Raw genomic sequence first — 21338 nt, 5'->3', positions numbered from 1 at the left:
CGATGACGCGATGAACGCGACAAGAGCCGCGGTCGCGGAGGGCATTCTCCCGGGCGGCGGGGTCGCCTTGCTGCGCGCCGGCAGGGCGCTCAAGAAGCTCAAGGGCGGCAACGAGGACCAGCAGGTCGGCATCGCGATCGTCAGGAAGGCGATCACCTGGCCGGCTCGGCAGATCGCGATCAATGCCGGCCTGGAAGGCTCGGTCGTCATCGCCGGGATCCTCGAAAACGATGATAACGCCTATGGCTACGATGCCCAATCGGGCGTTTACGGGGATCTGGTGTCGAAGGGCATCATCGACCCGGCCAAGGTGGTGCGAACGGCGCTCCAGGGCGCGGCCTCGGTGGCGGGCCTCCTCATCATGACGGAGGCCATGGTGGCCGAAATCCCTGGCCCGCCGCCGCCGGAGCTTCCCGGTCACGAGCATCATCATCACGATATGGATTTGGATTTCTGAGCACTCTGCGGCCAGCGGAAGCACGGAAGTGTCCGAACTGGATCGCCGCGCCATCCGAGAAACAGAATGGGTCGGCATAGGTGGAAAACGCGCTTCGACCTCGCGACAGAACGGGCTTGCCCAAGCCTTGCGCCAGATGGGACGCATAGAACGAACACTGTTCGCGCTTGACTGGATCACCGACAAGGATCTGCGTCAAACGACAACGGCCGAACTCAACAAAGGCGCAGCACGCAAGAGCCTCGTGCGTGCCGTCAATCTTCACCGCCTCGGCCGCTTTCGCGACCGCAGCCAGGAAAATCTGTCAATCAGGGCATCGGCCCTCAACCTTGTAGTCACGGCCATCATTTACTGGAACACAGTCTATATGAGACGCCACCCGCGCCGGCGGCGAAGCGGTTCCCAACCATCTCCTCGACAGCCTCTCGCCGCTCGGATGGGAGCATGTAAACCTCACCGGCAACTATTTGTGGGAAGAAACGCCGTTGATTGATGCAGACGGCTTCCGGCCTATTCCGTTCACCATATGACCTGCCCACCGTATATCTTTGCCCCTTTAATGAGGGGCCATTCATGGCGGCGGACCGCACCTTCTGCCGAGTCCGACTAGCCCGAAGCTGCGATGAGTACTCGGGTTCATGCCGAGCGGATCAGGTCGAATACCGATCGCGCAGGAACGCGATGAAGATCGACAGGGCAGGATTAGCGTTGTCTGGGCGCCAACGGACAAAATTGGAGATTTGGATTGGCTTTCCCCCGATCCGGAGCTTGCGGCAGACGGCTCCTTCAGGGACCCTATTGACATCTCCATGGTGGATCAGAGCGACTCCAAGACCATTTCGGACAAGGCGCAACAGGGTGCCCGCACTGACGTGATGTTCGACGATCGTGGGGAGCTGCACGCGGCTTCCAACAGCATCGGCGAGCAGAAATGGTTCGCCCCTGCGGACGAGCAACGTCTCTTGATCCAGCTCCGACCACTCGATCACAGGACGAGTTGAGAGAGAATGATTTGAAGCAAGAACAATGGCCAGATTATCGTTCCACAATGAGAGTTCGAATGCGCCGCCAGTGGATCGGGAGGAAGAGGTTACGGTAACGTCGACCTCCGTGCCGCCCAGAGCAGCCCCAGGGTGAGAACCCTCGATCAGGCGGATGGTTACATTTGGATGACACCGCCCAAACTCAATGATCGCATCCAAGGCTCGCCCCGCGAGGATGACGTTGGAACCGATAGAAAGCCTTTGTTGTTCGCCTATGATACCGATCCTGGCCAGGGTGAGAGTATTCTCAAGGTCGAGTAGCACGCAGCGCAGACGATCCAGGAAACGCTCTCCGGCTGGGGTTGGTCCAACGCCGCCAGTATGGCGATGAAATATCGTCGTCCCGATCGCGTATTCGAGATCGCGTATGCGCTTGCTGAGCGCCGAGTGATCGATCCCGGCCCGCCGCGACGCACGGAGAAAGCTGCCCTCCTCCGCAACCACGAGCGCGTAATTGAGTGTCGCGAGTTGAATAGAGCTGCGCATCTCTGCCCAAGGTTAAGGTAACGATCGCAAGAATTTGAGAGGTTTTGGCGATCGCGGCTATCACCAGATATCAGTATTGACACTGGATGCGGCCATCCCTCCTTCTTTTTTGCAAGAACAACAACGCCAGACAGTGTGAATCAACACCTGTCGTCGATCACTGCAACGAATCCGGGATTTCAGGTTGCCTTCTTAGCATGGAGGAAATCCTTCAGCGTCGAATGGCCGTCGCGGTTGGCCACGGCGGCTTTGCCGTGAACATGCTGCGATGGCAAGGTGTGGGTTCTGCTCCGCAGGGAGAGCTCGCACGCTCACCATCGGGACCGCTTCGTCTTCGCACGCCCTGGGAAGGTCACAGCACCCTAGATCTGGAGAGGCGACAAAGTCAGGAACATTCAAAGCCGGGGGCAGGGCAACCGAGTCGGTTGGCGGCGGCCGGCCGAAAGAACAGGCCTGCTACGGATGCCGTTTCGCAGATCCTTAAAAATAGAACCTGCAATTACGCCCTACCGCCTGCGCGCTTGAGCTGGAAAGGCACCAAGTCGGGGGACGCCAGGCACAAGGCGGCGACCAAGAGGACGACAGTGCGGAGCATTTTTCTCCCTATTCACCGGCAGGCTACGTCCTTATCACCAGCGGTTGGCCCGGCGCGGATGATTTCGAAATTCGACCCGGCAAGAGCTTCCCTCCAGGTGATTGCTGGGCGCGTGCTGTGCCTATCCAGCATGAGAAGCATCAAGTGATGCAGCGACGTGTTCCGCCGCCTTCGCAACATGGCTTGCGAACGGCACTACCAAGATTTGGCGAGTGACAGCCTGGATCGGTCGTACGCATCATCGCAAAATTCCAGTGTGAGGAGATGATGCGGTGACACAAAGAGGGACGCCGAGATCCGGCTACCAGACAAACTGGAGCAATACCAACAATGAAAACATCGCACTGCCTCTGAAGGTAGGAGTCGGTCGGGCGCACGCCCATCACGGGGAATTTCTTCAAGGCGTTTTTGAAGGGGACGACGGGCGGCTTTATCGCGGCCTCGTTACGCTTCCTCTCACGTCGCAAGAGTCGCTAGCAACCTTCTGGCCAGATGAGCGAGACGGCATTCGCACGCGACCCGCAAACCGGACCAAGGCGGCGCGCGCGGCGGCCCTCACCCTCGAGCATATCGGAATAGCTGGAGGAGGTGGAGAACTGACGATCGAAAGCCCTATTTTGATAGGGCATGGCTACGGTTCCTCGACGGCAGATGTCATCGCGTCTATCCGCGCGGTCGCAGCTGCAGCGGGGGTTACTCTGCGCCAGTCAACGGTTGCGCGATTGGCGGTTACCGCGGAAGGCGCAAGCGACGCCATCGCCTACTCCGATCAAGCTCTGCTGTTTGCGCACCGGGAAGGCCGCGCAATCGAACACTTCGGCGGCGAGTTCCCGCCACTTCTCGTTGTGGGTTTCAGGGACGGCAGCGGTCGGCCGATCGACACGCTAAGGATGCGACGGGCACGGTACGACAGCGAGGAAATTGGAGTGTTCCGTGTTCTGCGAGGATTGGCGTACCGCTCAATCAAGCAACAGGATCCTCGCCTGCTTGGACGTGTCGCAACAATGAGCGCGCTCATAAGTCAGAGGCATCTTCCGAAGGCAAGCTTTAGCGCGGTCCTGGACATAGCGCGGGACCATGACGCATGCGGCGTGCAAGTGGCCCACAGCGGCACCTTGATTGGCATCCTACTCGATGCCGTTGCACCCGGAGCGGCGAAGCGGGCTGCTGAGCTCGCAAAGAAGGTGGGGGGCGTAGGCTTCAAAGGTATTCACACATTTGCTGTTAACGCCGAAGCGAGGATAATCCAGTGACCGCAGGGGTGGACTATTTACGCGCCTATGAAACGCCGCGATTTGCTCAGCTCGCCCCCAACCTCACCGCTGCCTGCTTTTCCCTCATGAAGCTCATGCCCGCCCGTTTCATGGTCGACCGTGCGGAAGCGTCAGGGCGCCTTGAGCGGGAAGGACACATCATCGAAACGACATCGGGCACGTTCGGCTTAGCCATCGCCCTGCTAGCTGCGGTTCGTGGCTATGGGCTTACGCTTGTCACGGCCTCCAGCCTCGTCGATCTGAAACTCAAGCGGCGGCTGGAACACCTCGGTGCCAAAGTCGTGGCCATTGATGATCCTCAGGGAGATGGCAATCAGCGCGGTCGGCTCCAGTACCTTCAAAAGACCTTGCAAGATAACCCGGACACGTATTGGCCTCGGCAATACGACAGCCCGGAAAACCGCCTTGCCTACGCGCGCCTAGCGGATCTCGTTGTTCGCTCACTCGGCCGCGTCGATTGCCTCGTAGGCTGCGTGGGCACAGGGGGTTCGCTATGTGGCACCGGGGGCTTCCTTCGTGAAATCTTTCCAGATCTCAGGATCATTGCGGTCGATACCCATAGAAGCATGCTCTTTGGCCAACCTGTCGGACGGCGCATGCTGCGGGGGCTCGGCAACAGTGTTTTGCCGGACAATGTCCGGCATGAGATGATCGATGACATTCATTGGGTAGGCGCATTACCCGCTTATGCCATGGCTCACGGGCTCTTTCGCGATCAAGGACTCTTTATGGGACCGACCAGCGGCGCCGCGGCTCTGGTTGCCGCGTGGTTCGCCAGGAAAAATCCCGAAGCCTCCACTCTTGTCATAATGCCTGATGAAGGGCATCGTCATTCGGATACAGCCTACAATCCAGAATGGCTCGCCAATTTGAAAGACTGGCCAATTTCAATTCCAGGTGAGCCAACAAGTCTCGAGCGAATTCGCCCGGCCGGGGAGACCGCATGGACGAGATTCCCTTGGAACCGCCAAACTCTGGGCTCCGTCCTCGCAGAGTTTGACGGCTCGCTTCGAGAGGATCGATAGTTCTGAGCCTAGATCCTCAGCGTCACACAGCCAGGTGCCGGTGCGTTTCAGACCGGGTGCATGACCCGGTGAAGAAAATCCTTTGTGCGCTCATGCTTGGGGTGTCGAAGGAGTTCCTTTGCCGGACCTTGCTCGACGATACGGCCGCCGTCCAGAAAGAGGACATTATCGGAAACCTCGCGGGCGAACTGAATTTCGTGGGTGACAACGAGCATGGTCATGTTCTCGTCCGCCAGCGCGCGCATGACCTGCAGAACCTCGCCGACCATTTCCGGGTCAAGTGCCGATGTGGGCTCATCGAAAAGAATGGCTTGTGGGCGCATCGCCAAAGCACGGGCGATGGCCACGCGCTGCTGCTGGCCGCCTGACAACGACGCGGGATAAGCATTCGTCTTATCGGCTAGACCGACGCGGTTGAGCAGTGCCAAGGCCCGCTCGCGAACCTGTTTCCTATCCTCCTTCAACACATATAGCGGCCCTTCCATGACATTTTCCAGTGAAGTGCGGTGCGGAAAGAGGTTGAAGCGTTGAAAGACCATCGAGACGCGGGTGCAGATGGCATGAACCTGCGAGGAGGCGGCATCCACCACCGTGCCGTCGACACTGATGTGCCCGCGCTGATAGGTCTCAAGCCCGTTCACACAACGCAGAAGCGTCGATTTTCCGGAACCCGACGGGCCGATCAAACACACGACCTGTCCCTTGGCGATCTCGGCGCTGATTCCCTTGAGAACTTCGTGGGCGCCGAAGGATTTGTGCACGTCGTCGAAGATGATCATCTTCCCGCTCCAAGATAGATTTCCACCCTACGCATAAGAATATTCAGTGGGACCGTCAGGCACAGATAGAGTAGTGCCACAAGGGTAAAGACCGTCATGTTGTCGAATGTGGATGATGCAAGCATCTTGCCCTGCATCGTCAACTCCTGGACCGAAATCACCGAAACCAGCGACGAATCCTTTAGCAGCATGACCATATTGTTGGCGTAGGGTGGCAGGATAATCTTCAATGCCTGCGGCAGAACGACACGACGCATCATCAACGGACGCTTCATGCCGATCGATTTTGCCGCTTCGACTTGCCCCCTATCGACCGCGTCGATGCCAGCCCGGAAGGTTTCCCCAAGATAGCAGGAGTGAGCCAGCCCCAGCCCGATCATGCCGGCTTGAAGCGCCGTCAGGTTGATGCCGATATCGGGCGCGACGAAGTAGATATAGAAGAGAATGACGAGGAGCGGTACGCCGCGGACGAAGTCGATGAAGAGCCGCGTCGGCACTGCAAGAGAGCGAATTCCTGATGTTCTGAACAACGCCCAGACAAGCCCGAGCGCCGTCGCAAGGCACAGCGCAACGAAGGTTATCACGACGGTCAGCCAAACGCCGTGAAGAAGAAGAGGTAGATATTCGGTTGCCTGCGCGATGAATTTGGTCATGGTTCGCTCTATGCCTCTTGGCACTCCCACGGCCGGCCATTTGGACGCCACCGTAAGGCCCTGCTAGCCTCATTTCACGGACCGATTGATTGCGCTTCAAAGGCCATATCTTGAGAAAATTCTCGTGAGTTCGCCGTTTTCCTTCAGTTTTGCGATGGAGGCGTTCACCCTTTCGAGAAGCAACGGGTTCTCCTTGGCGACGGCCAACGCCACTTCGCCTCTTTTCATTGGCTGGTAGCCGTCAACAAGGCGGACGCCCAGGTCAGGATTCTTTGAAAGCTGGTATGCGATGATGGGCGCATCGCCGAACCCAGCCTTGATGCGGCCGAGCACCACATCGCGCATCATATCGGCGATTGAGTCGTAGAGCTTTACTTGGCCGAATACGCCAAGGCCTTGCAGAGCATCGGCATAGGTCGAGCCGATCTGCGCGCCCACTGCCTCACCCGCCAGCTCTTCGATCGAATAGTTTTTGGCATCTCCGGCCGCAACAAACATTGCTTCGCCATAAGCGTATACGGGTGTGCTGAAATCGATGACCTGCCTACGCTTGTCCGTTATGAACATGCTGGCCGAAATCAAGTTGATCTTGCCCGTGGTCAACGCCGGAATCAGCGCGGGGAAAGCGTTTACCTGAAATTCCACGTCCATCCCAACGTTTGCGGCGATCGCACTGGCCAAGTCGACCATCGCGCCAGTCGGCTGTCGCGTTGCGGTGTCGACGAACGTGAACGGGATTCCAGTTGGAGTAATGCCGACTCTCAGGCTCTCCTCGGCCATTGTCTGCGTTGCCAATGCGAAACCAATGGCGGCGAGACAACCAATAACTCTTATCCGAAGCATGAAATTCCCCTTATGTCGTGTTTGATCGAGGTTTCGTCGTTGACTTCGTCTTTGCGGACAGATCGTAGCAATTTGAATGATGTTCAATTGACCATGACACTGCGTCTGTTCATGACTTTGGTATCTTTCTTTGGCTCCAGCTTGCATTACGCGATTTCACCGGGAGTGGTGCAATACTCCTTGTCCTCGCGGAGGTGGTCCCAGGCTTCAGCAACTGACTGAAATGATGGCAGCCGATCGTCCGGGCCGGTCGAACGGTCTAGGTCTTTGAGTCCGCTCGCTGTAACGATGGCGACCACGCTGGCCGACGGCGCTATAGCGCCCTCCCGTCTCAAGGCTTCAATAGCTGCAAACGGCGTCACCGACGTAAGCTCGGCGAAGACACCCTCGGTGGCCGCAAGCTTCCGCTGGAGTGCGACCAGACCGCAGTTGCCGATCGGCATTGCCATGCCGCCAGACTCGCGCAGGGCATTAAGTGCCTGGAACGTGCTTCGAGTGGTGCCGATCGAGATGGCTAGCGTGTCAAAGACTGCCGGAACTTCGGCAACCAGATCTCCCTTGGCGGCAAGCGCACTGGTCAAGGATCCATGCACTTCCGCAGCCACCAGCCTGGGCAAGCGATCAATCTTGCCTTGGCTATTGAGATCCTTAAAACCCTCCCAAAGTCCGGCAAGTGCATCACCATAACAGACTGGCAAGGCGCACCAATCCGGCACGGCGCCGTGCATCTGGTCTACGATTTCGTAAGCAAGGGTCTTGTAGCCCTCGATGCCGCCCGGATGGCTGCCGACCACTGGTGCATGAAAGGGGGAGGTGGCAAACCAGCCGAGACGCTCAGTCCCAGCCGCAAGCAATGGCCAGCGATGCGATTTGTCGGCCAGGGGAACGACCTTCGCGCCATATTTGCGGATTTGCGCCAACATCGCGCCGGAAGTCCCAGCGAATGTGACAACGACGCATTTCAAGCCGGCCCGTGCCGCGTAAGCTGCAAGGGAGGCGCCGGCGTTTCCCGACGAGGCGGTGGCCACAACGCGCGCCCCACTCAATCGCGCCATAGATACGGCAACGGTCGAGAAACGATCTTTGTGGGACCAGGTTGGATTCCCTCCCTCGTCCTTGATCAGAAGGTTGGCTATGCCAAGATGTTTGCCCAGCGTCTTGGCCGGCAGCAGCGGTGTCAGTCCTTCGCCCAAAGAGATCGCATTGCCAGCCGCGCAAGGAAGCCTGTCGGCATAGCGCCAGAGCGAGGGCAGGGTGGCGCCGTGTGCAGAACCGGCCGATCTATTTCCTTTTGGATCGTAGACAACCTTAAAATTAGCTGGCGCATCCCCAAGGCAATTCGGGCAGCCGCGGGAGTCGATCTTGATATCGCTCGGGAACAAGGTGCCGCATCGAATGCAGGAAAGACCAACCGCGCGGCTCATAACGGCACCACCATGATATCGCCCTTCGTCTCCGTCAGCCGTTCCACTCCACCTCGACGAACAACGACCATATCCTCCACCTGTAACCCCCAGCGGCCGATCTCGTAGTAGGGTGTCTCCACGCACAGCACCATTCCTTCTTCAAGGACCTCTGTACTGTGTGCCGAAAGTGTCGGCGCATCGTAGCCATCAAGGCCGATGCCATGGCCGACGTGATCGCGCTTGTAGTGTGTGATTCCTTCTCGCTGGACGACACGTACCACTGCCTCGAAGAGCTTTGCCGCTGCCATGCCCGGCCGAATAATGTCGCAGGCATGCTGAACCCCACGCAGCAACGCTTGCTGGAGCCGACGCGCTTGCGGCGGCGGTTCACCCAGTGTGGCGATGCGGGCAATGTCGGCGCGATAGTGTCGAAACCGGCCGCCGACATCGAAGCGAATGATTTCTCCGGCGCGCAACTCACGGGCGGAAGGCTGCACGTTCATAAGCGCGCTGCGTTCGCCAAAACCGATGCAGCCCAACACGGGCAGGGCGCCTTCCTCTACCGTCTTGATATGAAAGGCGCGCGCCAAATCTTCTTCGGTCGCACCTTCTTTGGCAACCGCAAGCGCTGATTGAATGGAGCGCTCTGCAATGCGAGCGACTTGGCCGAGCCGTTCGATTTCGTCGCCCGTCTTAACTGCGCGAACCTCGCGAAGCAGTGCTGTGGCCGGTACCCAGGATGCATTTGGCAAATGCGCCTTGAGTGCTTCCAGATGTCCCGGCACGAGCCCGGCCTCGTCAATGCCGATCCGCGCACGGCCCAGCTGCGCTTGCTGCAATGCGGCGACCAGCGCCGCGATCGCATCGCTATGTCCCGGCAGAGCCCGAAGCTGGAGGTGTCGTTCGCTCACGGCATCCTCGGCGGCCGAGGGACGGATGTCGGCATGAAAGTCGCCATAGCGACGGACCTTGCTTACCCAAAGCTCCTGGTCTGCAACCAGGTCGAGTGTACTGGTACTGGTGATGATTTCGGGCATGCCATTGTCAGGAGCCGGCCAAACGACATACGCCTGCGGGCCACGCCGGATCCATTGCGGCAGAGCCCAGAAGCCGCTCATATACGTCACATTTTCCGGCGCCGTTGCCACGACTGCATCCAGCCCGACATCTGTCATGCGCTGTTGTAGGCGCGGTTCGTTAAGCAGCATGATGGGGATCCCGATCTCGATTCTCTCTTGAATCCCGGAAGCCGAGGCCGGCGGAGATGCGCGCTGCTGCCGCCATGACTGCCTCTCCAATTTCGGCGATCTCCACATGCGGTCCAACCGAGCGGGGGTAGGCCACACTTATGGCCGCGACGATCGTGCCTGATGCATCGCGAAGCGGTGCGCCGACCGCGATCAAGCCGATAAAGTTCTCGTCCAGGGACGTTGTGTAACCGATGGATTCGGAAGCGCTGATTTGAGCAACCAGCTTGTGCGGGTCCGTGACGGTACGGGCGGTAATCTGTTCTAGCGGACCCCGTCCAAGCATGCCAATGACCGCTTCGCCGCCCAACTCCATCAAGAGAGCCTTGCCTAGCGCGCTCGAATGCAACGGAAACGTTTCGCCAGGCGAAGAACGAATGACGACTGGGCTTCTACTCTGCACTGTCAGGAGATAAATGCCGCTGTCGCCCCGCCTGATACCGAGGAATGCGTTGAAACAACCTTCGGCAGCCAGTGCCTGCAATTCCAGTTCAGCCAAACCTACCAAGCGGTCTTTACTCAGGATTTTGCGTGCAAGCGCCAGAACAGAGTGACCGAGCCGGTAGCGACGCGAGTCTGGCGCCTGCTCGACATAACCCTGCTCAGCCAGAGTGTTCAGGATGCGCTGCACGGCAGGAGCGCTCTGCTCAAGCCTCCGAGCAAGGTCACGCACCCCGACCGCCTCATCCGCTTCTTTAAGAAGATTGAGAACCGCAAGGCCACGTTCCAACGAGAGATTCCCTGTCACCAAGTGTTCCTTATTTCGGAATGATGTTCCTCAATATGGCGAGAAAAGCAGCATTGGCCGTGCCTGTCAATGAGGAATGTTCACTATAGTGTGTCGTCTTAAAGTGTGCGCAGCGGCGACCATGTCCTCATGGACCTACGGGTGGTTGTCGGCCTCAACGTGCAGAAGATTCGTCGCGCGCAAGCGCTCTCGCAAGAGGAACTGTCGTTCCGTTCAGGGTTCACGCGCGCCTATCTGAGCGGGCTCGAGGCCGGCCGCCGTAATCCCACGCTCCTATCGCTCGCCAAGATCGCCAACGCTTTGAGCGTCGACATCGAAGAACTGACGAAACGGCCAGGCAAAAATGCCCAGGCCTCGGCTGAAGACCGGGCCGTAAAGGCGCGTGCACGGCGCAAAGGAAAGTCCTAGTATTCTCGACGCTCTCCTGGAGCGGTGGATTCAAGGCCCGTTGCGACGGATCAACTTCTCGACGTCAACCTGCAACGCTAACGCCAGCACCTCCAAAGTGTCGACGGTTGGTGAGTTCTCTTCTCGCTCGAGCTTGCCGACATAGTTGCGGTCGAGGCCGGCAAGGTCGGCAAGTTGCTCCTGCGACAGGCCAGTGGCTTGACGGAGCAACCTTAGATTGCGAGCAAAGACAGACCTCAGCCTCATGCGGCGAGGCAGTCAGAACGCGCCCTTTAGTGCCACCTACTATAGTAGTCAAACGTTCCGCTGCGGGTTGCAGTGGGACCTAAGTTAATTATTGTTTTCTTTGTCTCAGTACATTGAAAGGGCGTGTAATGTCGGCGGTTCACCGGAGCGTCTTACAGCATGAGCTAATACAGATATTTGAAGCTGCCGCGCAGATTGACAGTGCAACCAGCGCCACGGAAATCATCCGGCAACTGCGTAAAAGGATTGAACGTTACGGCTACGCAGCTTGTCTCATTACCGAATTGCCACGCCAGGATACCGGAATGTTGGATGAACACATCCTTGTCAACGGTTGGCCCGGCGAATGGTATGAACACTACATGGCTGCCGGATATTATCGTCATGACCCCTGCGCCACCTTGTGCCGTGGTGCGATCGAACCTTTCCTTTGGAGGGATGTCTATCACGGCTTGACGAACAGCAATGCCAGGCGGGTGATGGATGAAGCCAAGGAGTTTGGACTTCGCGACGGGATCTGCATCCCCATCCAGGATGCTTTTGGCGATCCTGCCTGTGTGACGGTTGCTGGAAGCGAGATTGATTTGGCGCCGGCGGCGCGCTGCACCATTCATGCGCTTGCGCGCCATGCCTACTCAGCTGCCGAACGATTGATCGGCAACTCGCGCAGGCAGCCGAGACAAAAACTTTCCGAGCGGGAGCGTGAAATCCTGCAGTGGGTCGCAGGAGGCAAGACCGCATGGGAGGTTTCCCGAATACTTGGCATTTCTGAGAACACTGTGACCACGCACCAGCGCAACATCAAACAGAAGCTCAATGCGGCCAACGTTGTCCATGCCATCGTCGAGGCTCATCGCAGGCATGAAATCGAACTTTGAGCCATCCTCAGATCTGAGTATTCCGCTGGGAAGGGCCGCGTGATCGGATAGGGTTCCATTGAGGAACCGCAATGCTTCATGTTCATGCCGTCGACGCGTCAAACAGCTTTGCCTATCGAAAGCATCTCGACAGCTACTTTTGCCTGCGACATGAGGTTTACGTCAACGAACGCGGATGGCATGAGCTGAGACGCCTCGACGGTCGCGAGATCGATGCGTTTGATACTTCGGACGCGATCCATCTGCTTGGCATCCAGCCAGGAAGAGGCGTTGTCGCCGGATCCCGTTTGGTTCCGACCCTCAGGCCACATCTGATGAGCGAGGTCTTCCCGCAACTCGCCCATGATCGCGTTCCGCGCCGGCACGATATCTTTGAATGGACCAGAATATTCGTGGCTCGAGATCTTCGTGAGCCGGGCCGGCCTTGCCAGGCAGCCGGCGTCATCTACTGCGGAATTCTCGAATTCTGCATTCAACGATATATCCGGAGTCTGACAATTGTCTGTGAGGCTTATTGGTTCGAGCGCCTCGCGTCGATCGGCTGGAATCCCAGGCAGCTTGGGCCATCGCTGCAACGCGACGGCATGACGATTATCGGTCTGATGGTTGATATGTCCCCAGCAGCCCTCGTGGCAACACAAGATTTCTATCGGATGACGGAGCCGGTGCTTTGGGCCGAAGGAATGATCACGAGGCCGGCGTAGCTGCCGACGGATTCTGTTAGGCGCAACGCTGCGAACCGGTTGCTCTCGCAATTTTCCTTGTCTGTCGCCTCAGCAAGCGACATGGATGCTCAAATTCGACGACACAGCTGGTGGCTAAACACTGTCGGAATGCTGTCGGCCAGCTGCAAAGCGGGTCAAGGAAACATTTGGGCCGCCATAATGATACTTCTGGCGTTTCTTGCTGGGGTCCGCTTCGAAAGAGTGGCACGCTGACGGTTGATCTGGTTGTGGCCGCTGCAGGTGCACGATTCACAGCATAAGCTCATGCAAGTGGTATCCATGTCGATCGGTGCAACGATCGATCGCATCAACGCAACTTTGAAAGACTTCAAGGACGAGTTGGGAGGCTTTCTAGAAAAGCAAAACGGACAAGCCAGGGTCCAAAACCGCCAAAATCGACGCGATATGTTTTAGGACATGGGGCCGCGCAAACATGTTGCGATTGCAAACGCCCGGATCCCGAGGGTCGAACCTTCTACTCGCCAATTGGCTGAAATCCTGCTCCCACCATAAGGTGTGGCAAGGATGGACCGGGTATGATCTGTGAGCCTCAAAAATCACACCTCGACCGGCAGCCGGTTCGACCGCTTGATCTGAGCAAGCGCGAAGCTCGATTCGATCGAGGAGACACCGTCCAGCCGTGTCAGCTTTTCCTTCAGGAAGCGCTCGTAGGCATGCAGGTCTCGCACCACCACGCGCAGCAGGTAGTCGCGCTGCCCGGTCATGAGATAGCAATCGACCACCTCCGGCCAACGGGCGATTGCCGCGTTGAACCGCTCCAGCTCGTTTTCGCGCTGGCGCTCCAGCTTGATCGAGGCGAACACCGAGATTGGCAGGTCGACCAAGTCCTGATCGATCAGCGCGGCGTAACCGGTGATCACGCCCATATCCTCCATCAGGCGGACCCGGCGGGCGCAGGGCGAGGCCGAAAGGCCGACTTGGTCGGCCAACTGCTGGGCCGTCATCCTGCCATCGACCTGTAGTGCGGCGATAATCTTCCGGTCGATTTCGTCTAGTCGACTTTTTGGCACGGAACATCACTCCTGTCGCAGATATTAGTGAAAACAGCTAACTTAGCTGCCAACTTCAATCAAGTTTAGCGACAATCGGCTTTTGGTCGGCTCTATGATTGCGGCGATCGTAATCGGGAGTCTTGCGGCATGGACAAACAACAATTGGAGGCACTTTCGGCACTGGAGAAAAAGGTACTCTGGCTGTCGGCATGGATGATCCACAACGCCAATCATCTGCGCGAAAACACCGATGGCGTGAAGGTCGGTGGACACCAGGCTTCGTCGGCGTCGCTCGTGACGATCATGACCGCGCTCTATTTCTCGGTGCTGAGGCCGCACGACCGCATTGCGGTGAAGCCGCATGCCTCGCCGGTCTTCCACGCTATCCAGTATCTGCTGGGCAGCCAGACGAGGGAGAAGCTCGAACGGTTTCGTGCCTTCGGTGGCGCGCAAAGCTATCCGTCACGGACCAAGGACGTCGACGACGTCGATTTTTCTACCGGTTCCGTAGGGCTGGGCGTCGCGCAGACGCTGTTTGCCTCACTGGTGCAGGATTATCTCAGCGCCCGCGATGAAAGCGTCTCGGAGGGCCGCATGGTGGCACTTATCGGCGACGCCGAAATGGACGAGGGCAACATCTTCGAGGCGCTTCTGGAAGGCTGGAAACACGGGCTGCGCAACTGCTGGTGGATCGTCGACTACAACCGCCAGAGCCTCGACGCCGTGGTGCGCGAGGGCCTTTGGGAGCGCTTCGAAAGCATTTTCAGGAATTTTGGCTGGGACGTCGTCATCCTGAAATACGGCTCGCTGCTTGAGGCAGCCTTCGCCGAACCGGGCGGCGAGGCGTTGAGGGCCTGGATCGACGCCTGCCCGAACCAGCTCTATTCGGCGCTGACCTTTCAGGGCGCAGCCGCCTGGCGCAAGCGCCTGCTCGCCGACATCGGAGAGAGGCCAGGCCTGAAATCGCTTCTCGACCGGCGGTCCGATACCGAGCTCTCCGCACTGATGACCAATCTCGGCGGCCATGACCTGCCTTGCCTGATCGAGGCGTTCGAGGCGGCGCGCGGCAACGATCGGCCGGCCTGCTTCATCGCCTACACGATCAAGGGCTTCGGCCTGCCCTTCGCCGGCCACAAGGACAATCATGCCGGGCTGATGACCAAGGATCAGATGGCAATCTTTCGCGCCTCAATGTCGGTCGGCGAAGGGCGGGAGTGGGACGCCTTCGAGGGGCTGGGCATTCAGGAGGCGGATCTGCGGCGGTTTCTCGGAGCGGTGCCCTTCGCGGCAAAGGGCCAGCGGCGCCGACACGCTCAGCGCATCCTGGTCCCCGATCGGCTCGCCGCGGAGGCCAAGGGGAGCGTTTCCACCCAGGTCGGCTTCGGCAGGATCCTGGACGAGATTGCACGGGCCGGCGGGCCGCTCGCCGACGCGATCGTCACGACATCGCCCGATGTCACCGTTTCGACCAATCTCGGCCCTTGGGTTAACCGGCGCGGCCTGTTTGCGCGTCAGTCGCTGGCCGACACGTTCCGCAGCGAACGCATCGCCTCGGCGCAGAAATGGGAATTCGGCACCTCCGGCCAGCATATCGAGCTCGGCATCGCCGAAAACAATCTCTTCATCCTCCTGTCGGCGTTGGGCCTGTCGCATTCGATCTTCGGCAAGCGGCTGCTGCCGATCGGGACGCTCTACGATCCCTTTATCCAGCGCGGCCTCGATGCGCTCAACTATGCCTGCTACCAGGATGCGCGGTTCCTGCTTGTCGCCACGCCTTCAGGCATCACGCTGGCGCCGGAAGGCGGTGCGCATCAGTCGATCGCCACCCAGATGATCGGCATGGCGCAGGACGGGCTTGCCGCCTACGAGCCGGCGTTCGTCGACGAGTTGAGCGTCATCATGCGCTTTGCCTTGGATTATATGCAGCGTGACGGTGACGCCGTGCAGTCCGAGCGTACGTGGTTGCGCGAGGAGACCGGCGGGTCGGTCTATCTGCGCCTTTCGACGCGACCGGTCGAGCAGATCGTCCGTACCATGACGCCGGAGCTCGAGCAGGACATTGTCGACGGCGGCTACTGGCTGCGGCGGCCGGGACCGAACGCCGAATTGATAGTCGCCTACACCGGCGCCGTGGCGCCGGAAGCAATACAGGCGGTCGGCATGATGGCAGAAGATCGCCGCGATGTCGGGCTGCTGGCGGTGACTTCACCAGATCGGCTGAATGCGGGCTGGACGGCGGCGAGCCGTGCGCGCGAACGTGGTCTCGTCCATGCCAGGAGCCATGTCGAAAGGCTGTTTGCCGATCTCCCGCCGCACTGCGCAATCGTCACCGTCACTGACGGCCATCCGGCATCATTGGGCTGGCTGGGTTCGGTCCATGGTCACCGTACGCGCAGCCTCGGCGTCGAGCATTTCGGCCAATCGGGGACGATCTACGACCTTTACCGGCACTTCGGTATCGACGCGAACTCTATCGCGACGGCTGCCGACAGGATCGCCGGTGGTCGCCCAGTCCGCTATCTGCGCGCGCTGGATTGATGCTGCTGATCCAGTCTCCGATCCAGGCGGGATCGAGATCTCAAGAAAAATGTATCGAGACGTTTGAATAGCTTCGGGGGAGCGGCGCTCGGTTCTGCATGGCCTCGTCGAGACGATTTGCAAGGAGCATCTGGAAACGCCTGCCAGACAAGCTGCTGCCGCGCTTGGCTATGAGCCTTTGTCGACATGAGTTCTGTTTGACATAGGGGCATTACGGCAATAGCGTGCTCACCTGGTATAAAAGGTATGCCACGTGATTGGGGTTCAGATCAAACAGCGGAAGCTTTCCGACGAGGTCGTAGAACATCTCGAGCGGCTGATCCGCACCGGAGAGTTGGCCGAAGCCGACCGACTCCCGTCGGAACGGGAACTCATGCGGCAGTTCGGGGTCGGGCGCCCCTCAATCCGTGAGGCGCTGCTGCATCTGAGCAAGATGGGCCTTGTCGAGGTGAGGTCCGGCGAGCGTGCCCGTGTCACCCGCCCCACACCCCAATTCGTGATCGACGCCCTCTCAGGGCCGGCACGGCACATGATTTCGGCCCCCGGCGGGGTTCACGATTTCCAGAGCGCGCGTCTGTTTTTCGAGGTCGGGCTTGCCCGCAACGCCGCTGTGAATGCCACGGCAGAGGACATTGAAAGCTTCAAGGAGGCGCTTGAGATAAACCGGCAGTCGATCGGCGACCTCACGCGCTTCGAGCGTACGGACGTGGACTTCCACTACGTGCTGGCGGTGATCACCCGCAATCGAATCTTCACAGCCATCCACGCGGCATTAGCCGAATGGCTGCTCGAACAGCGGCGGACGACTTTGGCCAAAGGTGAAGACCGCAAGGCCTACGAGGCCCATCGCGAAATCTTCGAGGCGATCGCGGCGCGCGATCCGGACGGGGCCGAAGCGGCGATGCGCAGGCATCTGGAATATGTATCGAGGCGCTACCTGGAAATCGCGAGGCCCAAGTGATGACAAGCTTCGTCGTCTGGGTCGATTTCCGCCTCAAGCCGGGCGCCCGAGACAGCTTCCGAAAGCTGGTCGACGCCAATGCGACCGCGTCGGTGCGCAACGAGGCCGGCTGCCGCCGCTTCGACGTGACGGAGGCGCGCGGCGAACCGGACCGGATCGTGCTCTACGAAATTTACGACAGCGAGGCCGCCTTCGACGAACACTGCCGCACGGCTCATTTCGACGAATTCAACACGCAGAGCGCGCCGCTCGTCGACACCAAATTGGTGACGATCTGCGATCTCGTTCTCGAGGCGACACCTTGAAGGAAGCATAGCCGGTTAGCGCCGGTTTGGGCGAAAGGGGAGGGAAGTGCATGTCGCAGCCAGGTCTCAAGGCGTTAGCCGCTCACCGGCGGGTCAAGCTCGGCACGCTCGTCGCGGAGTTCGCGACGCCGGGAATCGGGCACATTCTCAAGTCCGCCGGCTGCGACTTCGTCTTCTTCGATATGGAGCATTCGGGCTTCAGCTTGGAGACAGTGAAGAGCGCGATCCGCTATTTCGAGGCGGCCGACCTGCCGGTGATGGTGCGTGTGCCGTCTCAAGACTACCATTTCCTCGCCCGCGCCATGGATATGGGCGCCGAAGGCCTGATTGCGCCGATGGTGAGCACCGTCGAACAGGCGCAGCACATCATCAATTCCATGAAATACCACCCTGCTGGCGCTCGCGGCGTGGCCCTGCAGATCGCGCATGACCGCTACCGTCCGGGCTCGGTTAAAGATAAATTCGAAGCAGCCAACCAGCGCTCGGTGTTCATCTGCCTGATCGAGACCGCCGACGGCGTCAAGAACATCGACGGCATTGCGGGACTGGAAGGGGTCGATTGTCTATGGGTCGGACATTTCGATCTGTCGGTCTCCCTCGGCGTTCCCGGCGACTTCGCCCATCCCACCTTTACCGATGCGATGGACAGGATCGTTGCGGCCGCCAAGAAGCACAACAAATCGCTCGGACGCCTGGTGCCCAACGTGCAGCAGGGGCACGACTTCTACAAACAAGGCTTCGATTTCATTTGCTATTCGGGCGATGTCTGGGTCCTGCACGATGCGATGGCCGACGCGGTCTCCAAGATCCGGGCCGGCTGCGAGTGAGGTGGAGGAGACGATGGCCAACGCAATGTTCAGGGTGGCGCTCTCCGGTGATTTCCGCAAGCCGGACGGCTCGCCGACCTATCCCGACTTCGACCTGGAGCCGCTGCGCAATGCGCCCGGCGTCGAAATGGCATTCCTGGAGCCGAACAATCCGCTGCGTGCCGAGCAGCTTGAGGATTTCGATGCGCTGATCCTGCTTGCCCATCGCTTCGATGCGACCAGTGTCCCCAAGAGCGGTCGCCTGGCCGTCGTCGCCCGCTTCGGGGTCGGCTACGATACCGTCGACGTCGAGGCCTGCACCGCCGCCGGCATCGCGCTCGTCATCACGCCCGACGGCGTGCGGCGGCCCGTCGCCATATCCGTCATCACCTTCATGCTGGCACTGACCGGCAAACTGCTCATCAAGGACGCCCTGACCCGCAAGGGAGCTCATGGGTTCGACAAGCGTTCGCAGCATATGGGCGTCGGCCTGGTCGGGCGGACGCTGGGGTCGCTCGGCATTGGCAACATCGGTGCTGAGGTCTTTCGCATGGCGAAGCCCTTCGACATGAATTTCATCGCCCATGATCCATTCGCCGACAGGACAGTCGCTGCCGAACTGGGCATCGAACTGGTCGGTCTGGAGGATCTGTTCCGCCGCGCCGACGTGCTGTCGGTAAGCTGTCCTCTGACGCCTCAGACCCATCACATCGTCAATGCCGAGCGGCTCGCGCTGATGAAGCCGACGGCTTACCTGATCAACACCGCGCGCGGCCCGATCGTCGACCAGAAGGCGCTGACGAAAGTGCTGCAGGAGCGCCGCATCGCCGGCGCGGGGCTCGACGTGCTGGAGCAGGAGCCGCCGGACGCCGACGATCCGATCCTCAGGCTCGACAACGTTATCCTGGCGCCGCACGCACTGTGCTGGACCGACCAGTGCTTTGCCGGCAACGGTGCCGCCGACGTCAAGGCGGTGATCGAGGTGCAGCACGGGCGCGAACCGCGCGGCGTGGTCAATCGCGAGGTCCTTTCGACAGAAGCATGGAAGGATCGGTTGGCCGGTTTCGCCGTCCGCTTCGGGACCTAGGAGTACGAGAATTCGGCGCGCCGCTGCGGCTCTTCGCGGCGGCTTCACGGGAGGAATACTCGACCGCCGCGCCCGCGGACGAGTGACGCAAACGGAAACATGGGAGGACCAACCACTATGAACGATCATGAAAAACGTGACTTTCAGGCAGGCCTCGAAGCAGAGGTCGACGCCTTCATGCGCGGCGAGACCACCCGCCGAACCTTCATAACCCGCTTCGGCCAGATGACCGGCATGCTGGCGGCGTCCGGCCCGATCCTCGGCATGATGACGGATTGGGCGCTGGCCCAGCAGAAGCTCGAACTCGCGGATGCCGGCTCGCCGCTCGGCCAGGCACAGGTCGCGGCCATGAAGGCGTCGATGGAAGGGCCAGCGGACGGTTCCGCCTTCCGCGCGGTCGAGGCGGCCAAGGCGCATTCGGGTGTCACGCTCAACATGACCTATGAGGCCGGCCTGCAGGCGCTCGATCCGCGCAATTTCAGTGGACCGATGTGGGAGCAGCTTACGGGCATGAAGTCGAATGTGGTCGAACTGTCGAACCCGGATCAGTACTCCAAGGCGGTGGCCGAGCACATCGCCGGCTCAGGCGCCTATGACGTCCTCGACATCTCGCCGGCATGGACGCCGTCGCTCGCCGATGGCGGCGTCATCGCACCGCTTGACGACTACATCGCCAAATACATGAACCCGACCGACCTCGAGGACTATCATCCTCTCTACAAGGCGCTGCCGACCTACAAGGGCAAGATCTGGGGCTTCTTCGACGACGGCGACATGTTCGCTCTCTACTACCGCAAGGACATCTTCGAGGATCCGAAGATGGTGGAGGCATACCAGGCCAAGTTCAACGCCAAACTGGGACCGCCGAAGACCTGGGAGGAGTATGCCCAGATCGCCCAGTTTATCACCGACCAAATGGCGCCCAACGTTTATGGCGCGGGTCATTTCCGCAAAGCGGGCAGCCCTGGCAACCAGTTCGATTTCCTGCAGCAGTACCGCGCCAACGGCGGAAAACTGTTCGGCGACGACATGAAAGCCGGCTTGGTTTCGGATGCCGGCGTCAAGACGCTGCAGAACATGATTGCGGCCAATGCGGCGTCGATCCCCGGCAACAACGAGCTCGACGCCGTCTCGCTGTGGGCGGCGTTCCTCACCGGAAAGGTGGCGATGATTTACTCCTGGCCGCCGTCAGGCCGGATGGCCGCAAACTATTCGCAATCGGCGACTGCAATCAACTTCATCCCGCAATCACAAATCGCCGGCAAGGTTGGCTACGCGGTCGTGCCCGGCAATCCTGAACATGCGACCGGCTACAACAAGGCGTTGTCGGCAGATTCGGCCAACCCCGAAGCGGCCTACTTGTTCATGCAGTGGGCATGCTCGCCACCCGTCTCGCTTGCGCGCTGCATGCTGCCCTATGCGCTGCGCGATCCTTACCGCATCTCCCACTTCAAGTCCGAGCTCTACGGCGCGCTGTTCCCGAGCGCCAAGGAGTATCTCAGCAACCTCAACAACTCGGCCAATGTCGGCCTCCTCGACCCGATCATGCCCGGCGCGCAGGACTATTTCCTGAGCATCGACCGCATGTGCACTGCCGTGTGGGCCGGTGCCGATCCGAAGGCATCGCTGGAAACGGCGGCGGCCGAGTGGAACGAGACGACCGACCGGCTCGGCGTGGATTCGCAAAAGGCATTCTACACCGAGTTCCTGAAACTGCCGGGCGCTACCGCCGACAACACGGTGGAGAAGCTCGGCATGGCGGTCACCCTGTGAGGCCTCGGCCTGCGTCGGGGACGCCGGCCGGTTCTCTTGATC

At 59.8% G+C, this 21338-nt stretch carries 21 protein-coding genes and 1 pseudogene; 13 read left to right on the top strand and 9 right to left on the bottom strand.

Annotation, left to right across the window (positions count from 1 at the left end):
- A partial coding sequence (locus IQ26_RS26425; protein WP_276316443.1) for a TCP-1/cpn60 chaperonin family protein occupies positions 1-457 on the top strand: 457 nt, incomplete at its 5' end.
- Between the two features lie 136 nt (positions 458-593).
- Positions 594-987 (top strand): annotated as a pseudogene (locus IQ26_RS26420) (Tn3 family transposase).
- Positions 988-1107: 120 nt separating this feature from the next.
- On the opposite strand, the gene IQ26_RS26415 reads toward IQ26_RS26420, so the two are convergent.
- Entirely contained in the window at positions 1108-1986 is an 879-nt protein-coding gene (locus IQ26_RS26415; RefSeq protein WP_145721314.1) for a LysR family transcriptional regulator, read from the bottom strand.
- 867 nt (positions 1987-2853) lie between these two features.
- Here IQ26_RS26415 and IQ26_RS26410 point away from each other — a divergent pair.
- Positions 2854-3834, top strand: coding sequence for a GHMP family kinase ATP-binding protein (locus IQ26_RS26410; protein WP_145721313.1), 981 nt, complete (start codon positions 2854-2856; stop codon positions 3832-3834).
- On the top strand, positions 3831-4880 hold the full coding sequence (locus IQ26_RS26405; RefSeq protein WP_145721312.1) for a pyridoxal-phosphate dependent enzyme: 1050 nt from the start codon (positions 3831-3833) through the stop codon (positions 4878-4880). The genes IQ26_RS26410 and IQ26_RS26405 overlap by 4 nt, the downstream gene beginning before the upstream one ends.
- Before the next feature lie 47 nt (positions 4881-4927).
- Here the strand turns inward: IQ26_RS26405 and IQ26_RS26400 are convergent, their stop codons facing one another.
- The 6 genes from IQ26_RS26400 to IQ26_RS26375 form a co-directional block, all read right to left on the bottom strand.
- A complete protein-coding gene (locus tag IQ26_RS26400; protein WP_145721311.1) occupies positions 4928-5659 on the bottom strand; it encodes an amino acid ABC transporter ATP-binding protein in 732 nt (243 codons plus the stop codon).
- Complete coding sequence (locus tag IQ26_RS26395; RefSeq protein ID WP_145721310.1) at positions 5656-6312, bottom strand: amino acid ABC transporter permease; 657 nt, start codon at positions 6310-6312, stop codon at positions 5656-5658. Before IQ26_RS26395 ends, IQ26_RS26400 begins: the two co-directional genes overlap by 4 nt.
- A gap of 96 nt (positions 6313-6408) precedes the next feature.
- Complete coding sequence (locus tag IQ26_RS26390; protein ID WP_145721309.1) at positions 6409-7155, bottom strand: substrate-binding periplasmic protein; 747 nt, start codon at positions 7153-7155, stop codon at positions 6409-6411.
- Positions 7156-7301: 146 nt separating this feature from the next.
- Complete coding sequence (locus tag IQ26_RS26385) at positions 7302-8579, bottom strand: threonine synthase (protein WP_145721308.1); 1278 nt, start codon at positions 8577-8579, stop codon at positions 7302-7304.
- Positions 8576-9769, bottom strand: a complete 1194-nt coding sequence (locus IQ26_RS26380; protein WP_145721307.1) for a M24 family metallopeptidase — start codon at positions 9767-9769, stop codon at positions 8576-8578. The genes IQ26_RS26385 and IQ26_RS26380 overlap by 4 nt, the downstream gene beginning before the upstream one ends.
- Positions 9759-10556 (bottom strand): IclR family transcriptional regulator, encoded by a 798-nt coding sequence (locus tag IQ26_RS26375; RefSeq protein WP_145721306.1) that lies wholly within the window; start codon positions 10554-10556, stop codon positions 9759-9761. The genes IQ26_RS26380 and IQ26_RS26375 overlap by 11 nt, the downstream gene beginning before the upstream one ends.
- 141 nt (positions 10557-10697) lie before the next feature.
- Between IQ26_RS26375 and IQ26_RS26370 the strand changes: the two genes are divergently transcribed.
- Complete coding sequence (locus IQ26_RS26370; protein WP_240547244.1) at positions 10698-10964, top strand: helix-turn-helix domain-containing protein; 267 nt, start codon at positions 10698-10700, stop codon at positions 10962-10964.
- A 30-nt stretch (positions 10965-10994) separates the two neighbouring features.
- Here the strand turns inward: IQ26_RS26370 and IQ26_RS26365 are convergent, their stop codons facing one another.
- The gene (locus IQ26_RS26365) at positions 10995-11210 is read right to left on the bottom strand and encodes a helix-turn-helix domain-containing protein (protein WP_145721305.1); all 216 of its coding nucleotides are present in this window, start codon (positions 11208-11210) and stop codon (positions 10995-10997) included.
- Positions 11211-11338: 128 nt separating this feature from the next.
- On the opposite strand from IQ26_RS26365, the gene IQ26_RS26360 reads away from it, so the two are divergent.
- Together IQ26_RS26360 and IQ26_RS26355 are read left to right on the top strand one after the other, a co-directional pair.
- On the top strand, positions 11339-12088 hold the full coding sequence (locus tag IQ26_RS26360) for a helix-turn-helix transcriptional regulator (protein WP_145721304.1): 750 nt from the start codon (positions 11339-11341) through the stop codon (positions 12086-12088).
- A gap of 71 nt (positions 12089-12159) precedes the next feature.
- Positions 12160-12792, top strand: a complete 633-nt coding sequence (locus IQ26_RS26355) for an acyl-homoserine-lactone synthase (protein WP_145721303.1) — start codon at positions 12160-12162, stop codon at positions 12790-12792.
- A 578-nt stretch (positions 12793-13370) separates the two neighbouring features.
- Here IQ26_RS26355 and IQ26_RS26350 read toward each other — a convergent pair.
- Positions 13371-13844, bottom strand: a complete 474-nt coding sequence (locus IQ26_RS26350; RefSeq protein WP_145721302.1) for an Lrp/AsnC family transcriptional regulator — start codon at positions 13842-13844, stop codon at positions 13371-13373.
- A gap of 129 nt (positions 13845-13973) precedes the next feature.
- Between IQ26_RS26350 and IQ26_RS26345 the strand changes: the two genes are divergently transcribed.
- The 6 genes from IQ26_RS26345 to IQ26_RS26320 all read left to right on the top strand — a co-directional run bounded on the left by IQ26_RS26345 (position 13974) and on the right by IQ26_RS26320 (position 21296).
- A complete protein-coding gene (locus tag IQ26_RS26345; protein WP_145721301.1) occupies positions 13974-16364 on the top strand; it encodes a transketolase-like TK C-terminal-containing protein in 2391 nt (796 codons plus the stop codon).
- Between the two features lie 253 nt (positions 16365-16617).
- Positions 16618-17325, top strand: a complete 708-nt coding sequence (gene nanR, locus IQ26_RS26340; RefSeq protein ID WP_145721300.1) for a transcriptional regulator NanR — start codon at positions 16618-16620, stop codon at positions 17323-17325.
- Positions 17325-17630 carry a putative quinol monooxygenase gene (locus tag IQ26_RS26335; protein ID WP_145721299.1) on the top strand — a complete coding sequence of 102 codons (306 nt, stop codon included), beginning with the start codon at positions 17325-17327 and terminating at the stop codon, positions 17628-17630. Before nanR ends, IQ26_RS26335 begins: the two co-directional genes overlap by 1 nt.
- A 50-nt stretch (positions 17631-17680) precedes the next feature.
- A complete protein-coding gene (locus IQ26_RS26330; RefSeq protein ID WP_145721298.1) occupies positions 17681-18457 on the top strand; it encodes an HpcH/HpaI aldolase family protein in 777 nt (258 codons plus the stop codon).
- Positions 18458-18470: 13 nt separating this feature from the next.
- Positions 18471-19523 (top strand): NAD(P)-dependent oxidoreductase, encoded by a 1053-nt coding sequence (locus tag IQ26_RS26325; RefSeq protein ID WP_145721297.1) that lies wholly within the window; start codon positions 18471-18473, stop codon positions 19521-19523.
- Between the two features lie 117 nt (positions 19524-19640).
- Positions 19641-21296 (top strand): extracellular solute-binding protein, encoded by a 1656-nt coding sequence (locus IQ26_RS26320; protein ID WP_145721296.1) that lies wholly within the window; start codon positions 19641-19643, stop codon positions 21294-21296.
- The last annotated feature ends 42 nt before the right edge of the window (positions 21297-21338 follow it).

It is taken from the genome of Mesorhizobium tianshanense (assembly GCF_007830515.1).
Classification (GTDB): domain Bacteria; phylum Pseudomonadota; class Alphaproteobacteria; order Rhizobiales; family Rhizobiaceae; genus Mesorhizobium; species Mesorhizobium tianshanense.
The sequence above is the reverse complement of the archived record's forward strand: the minus strand, read 5'-3'. Positions and strand labels throughout refer to the sequence as shown.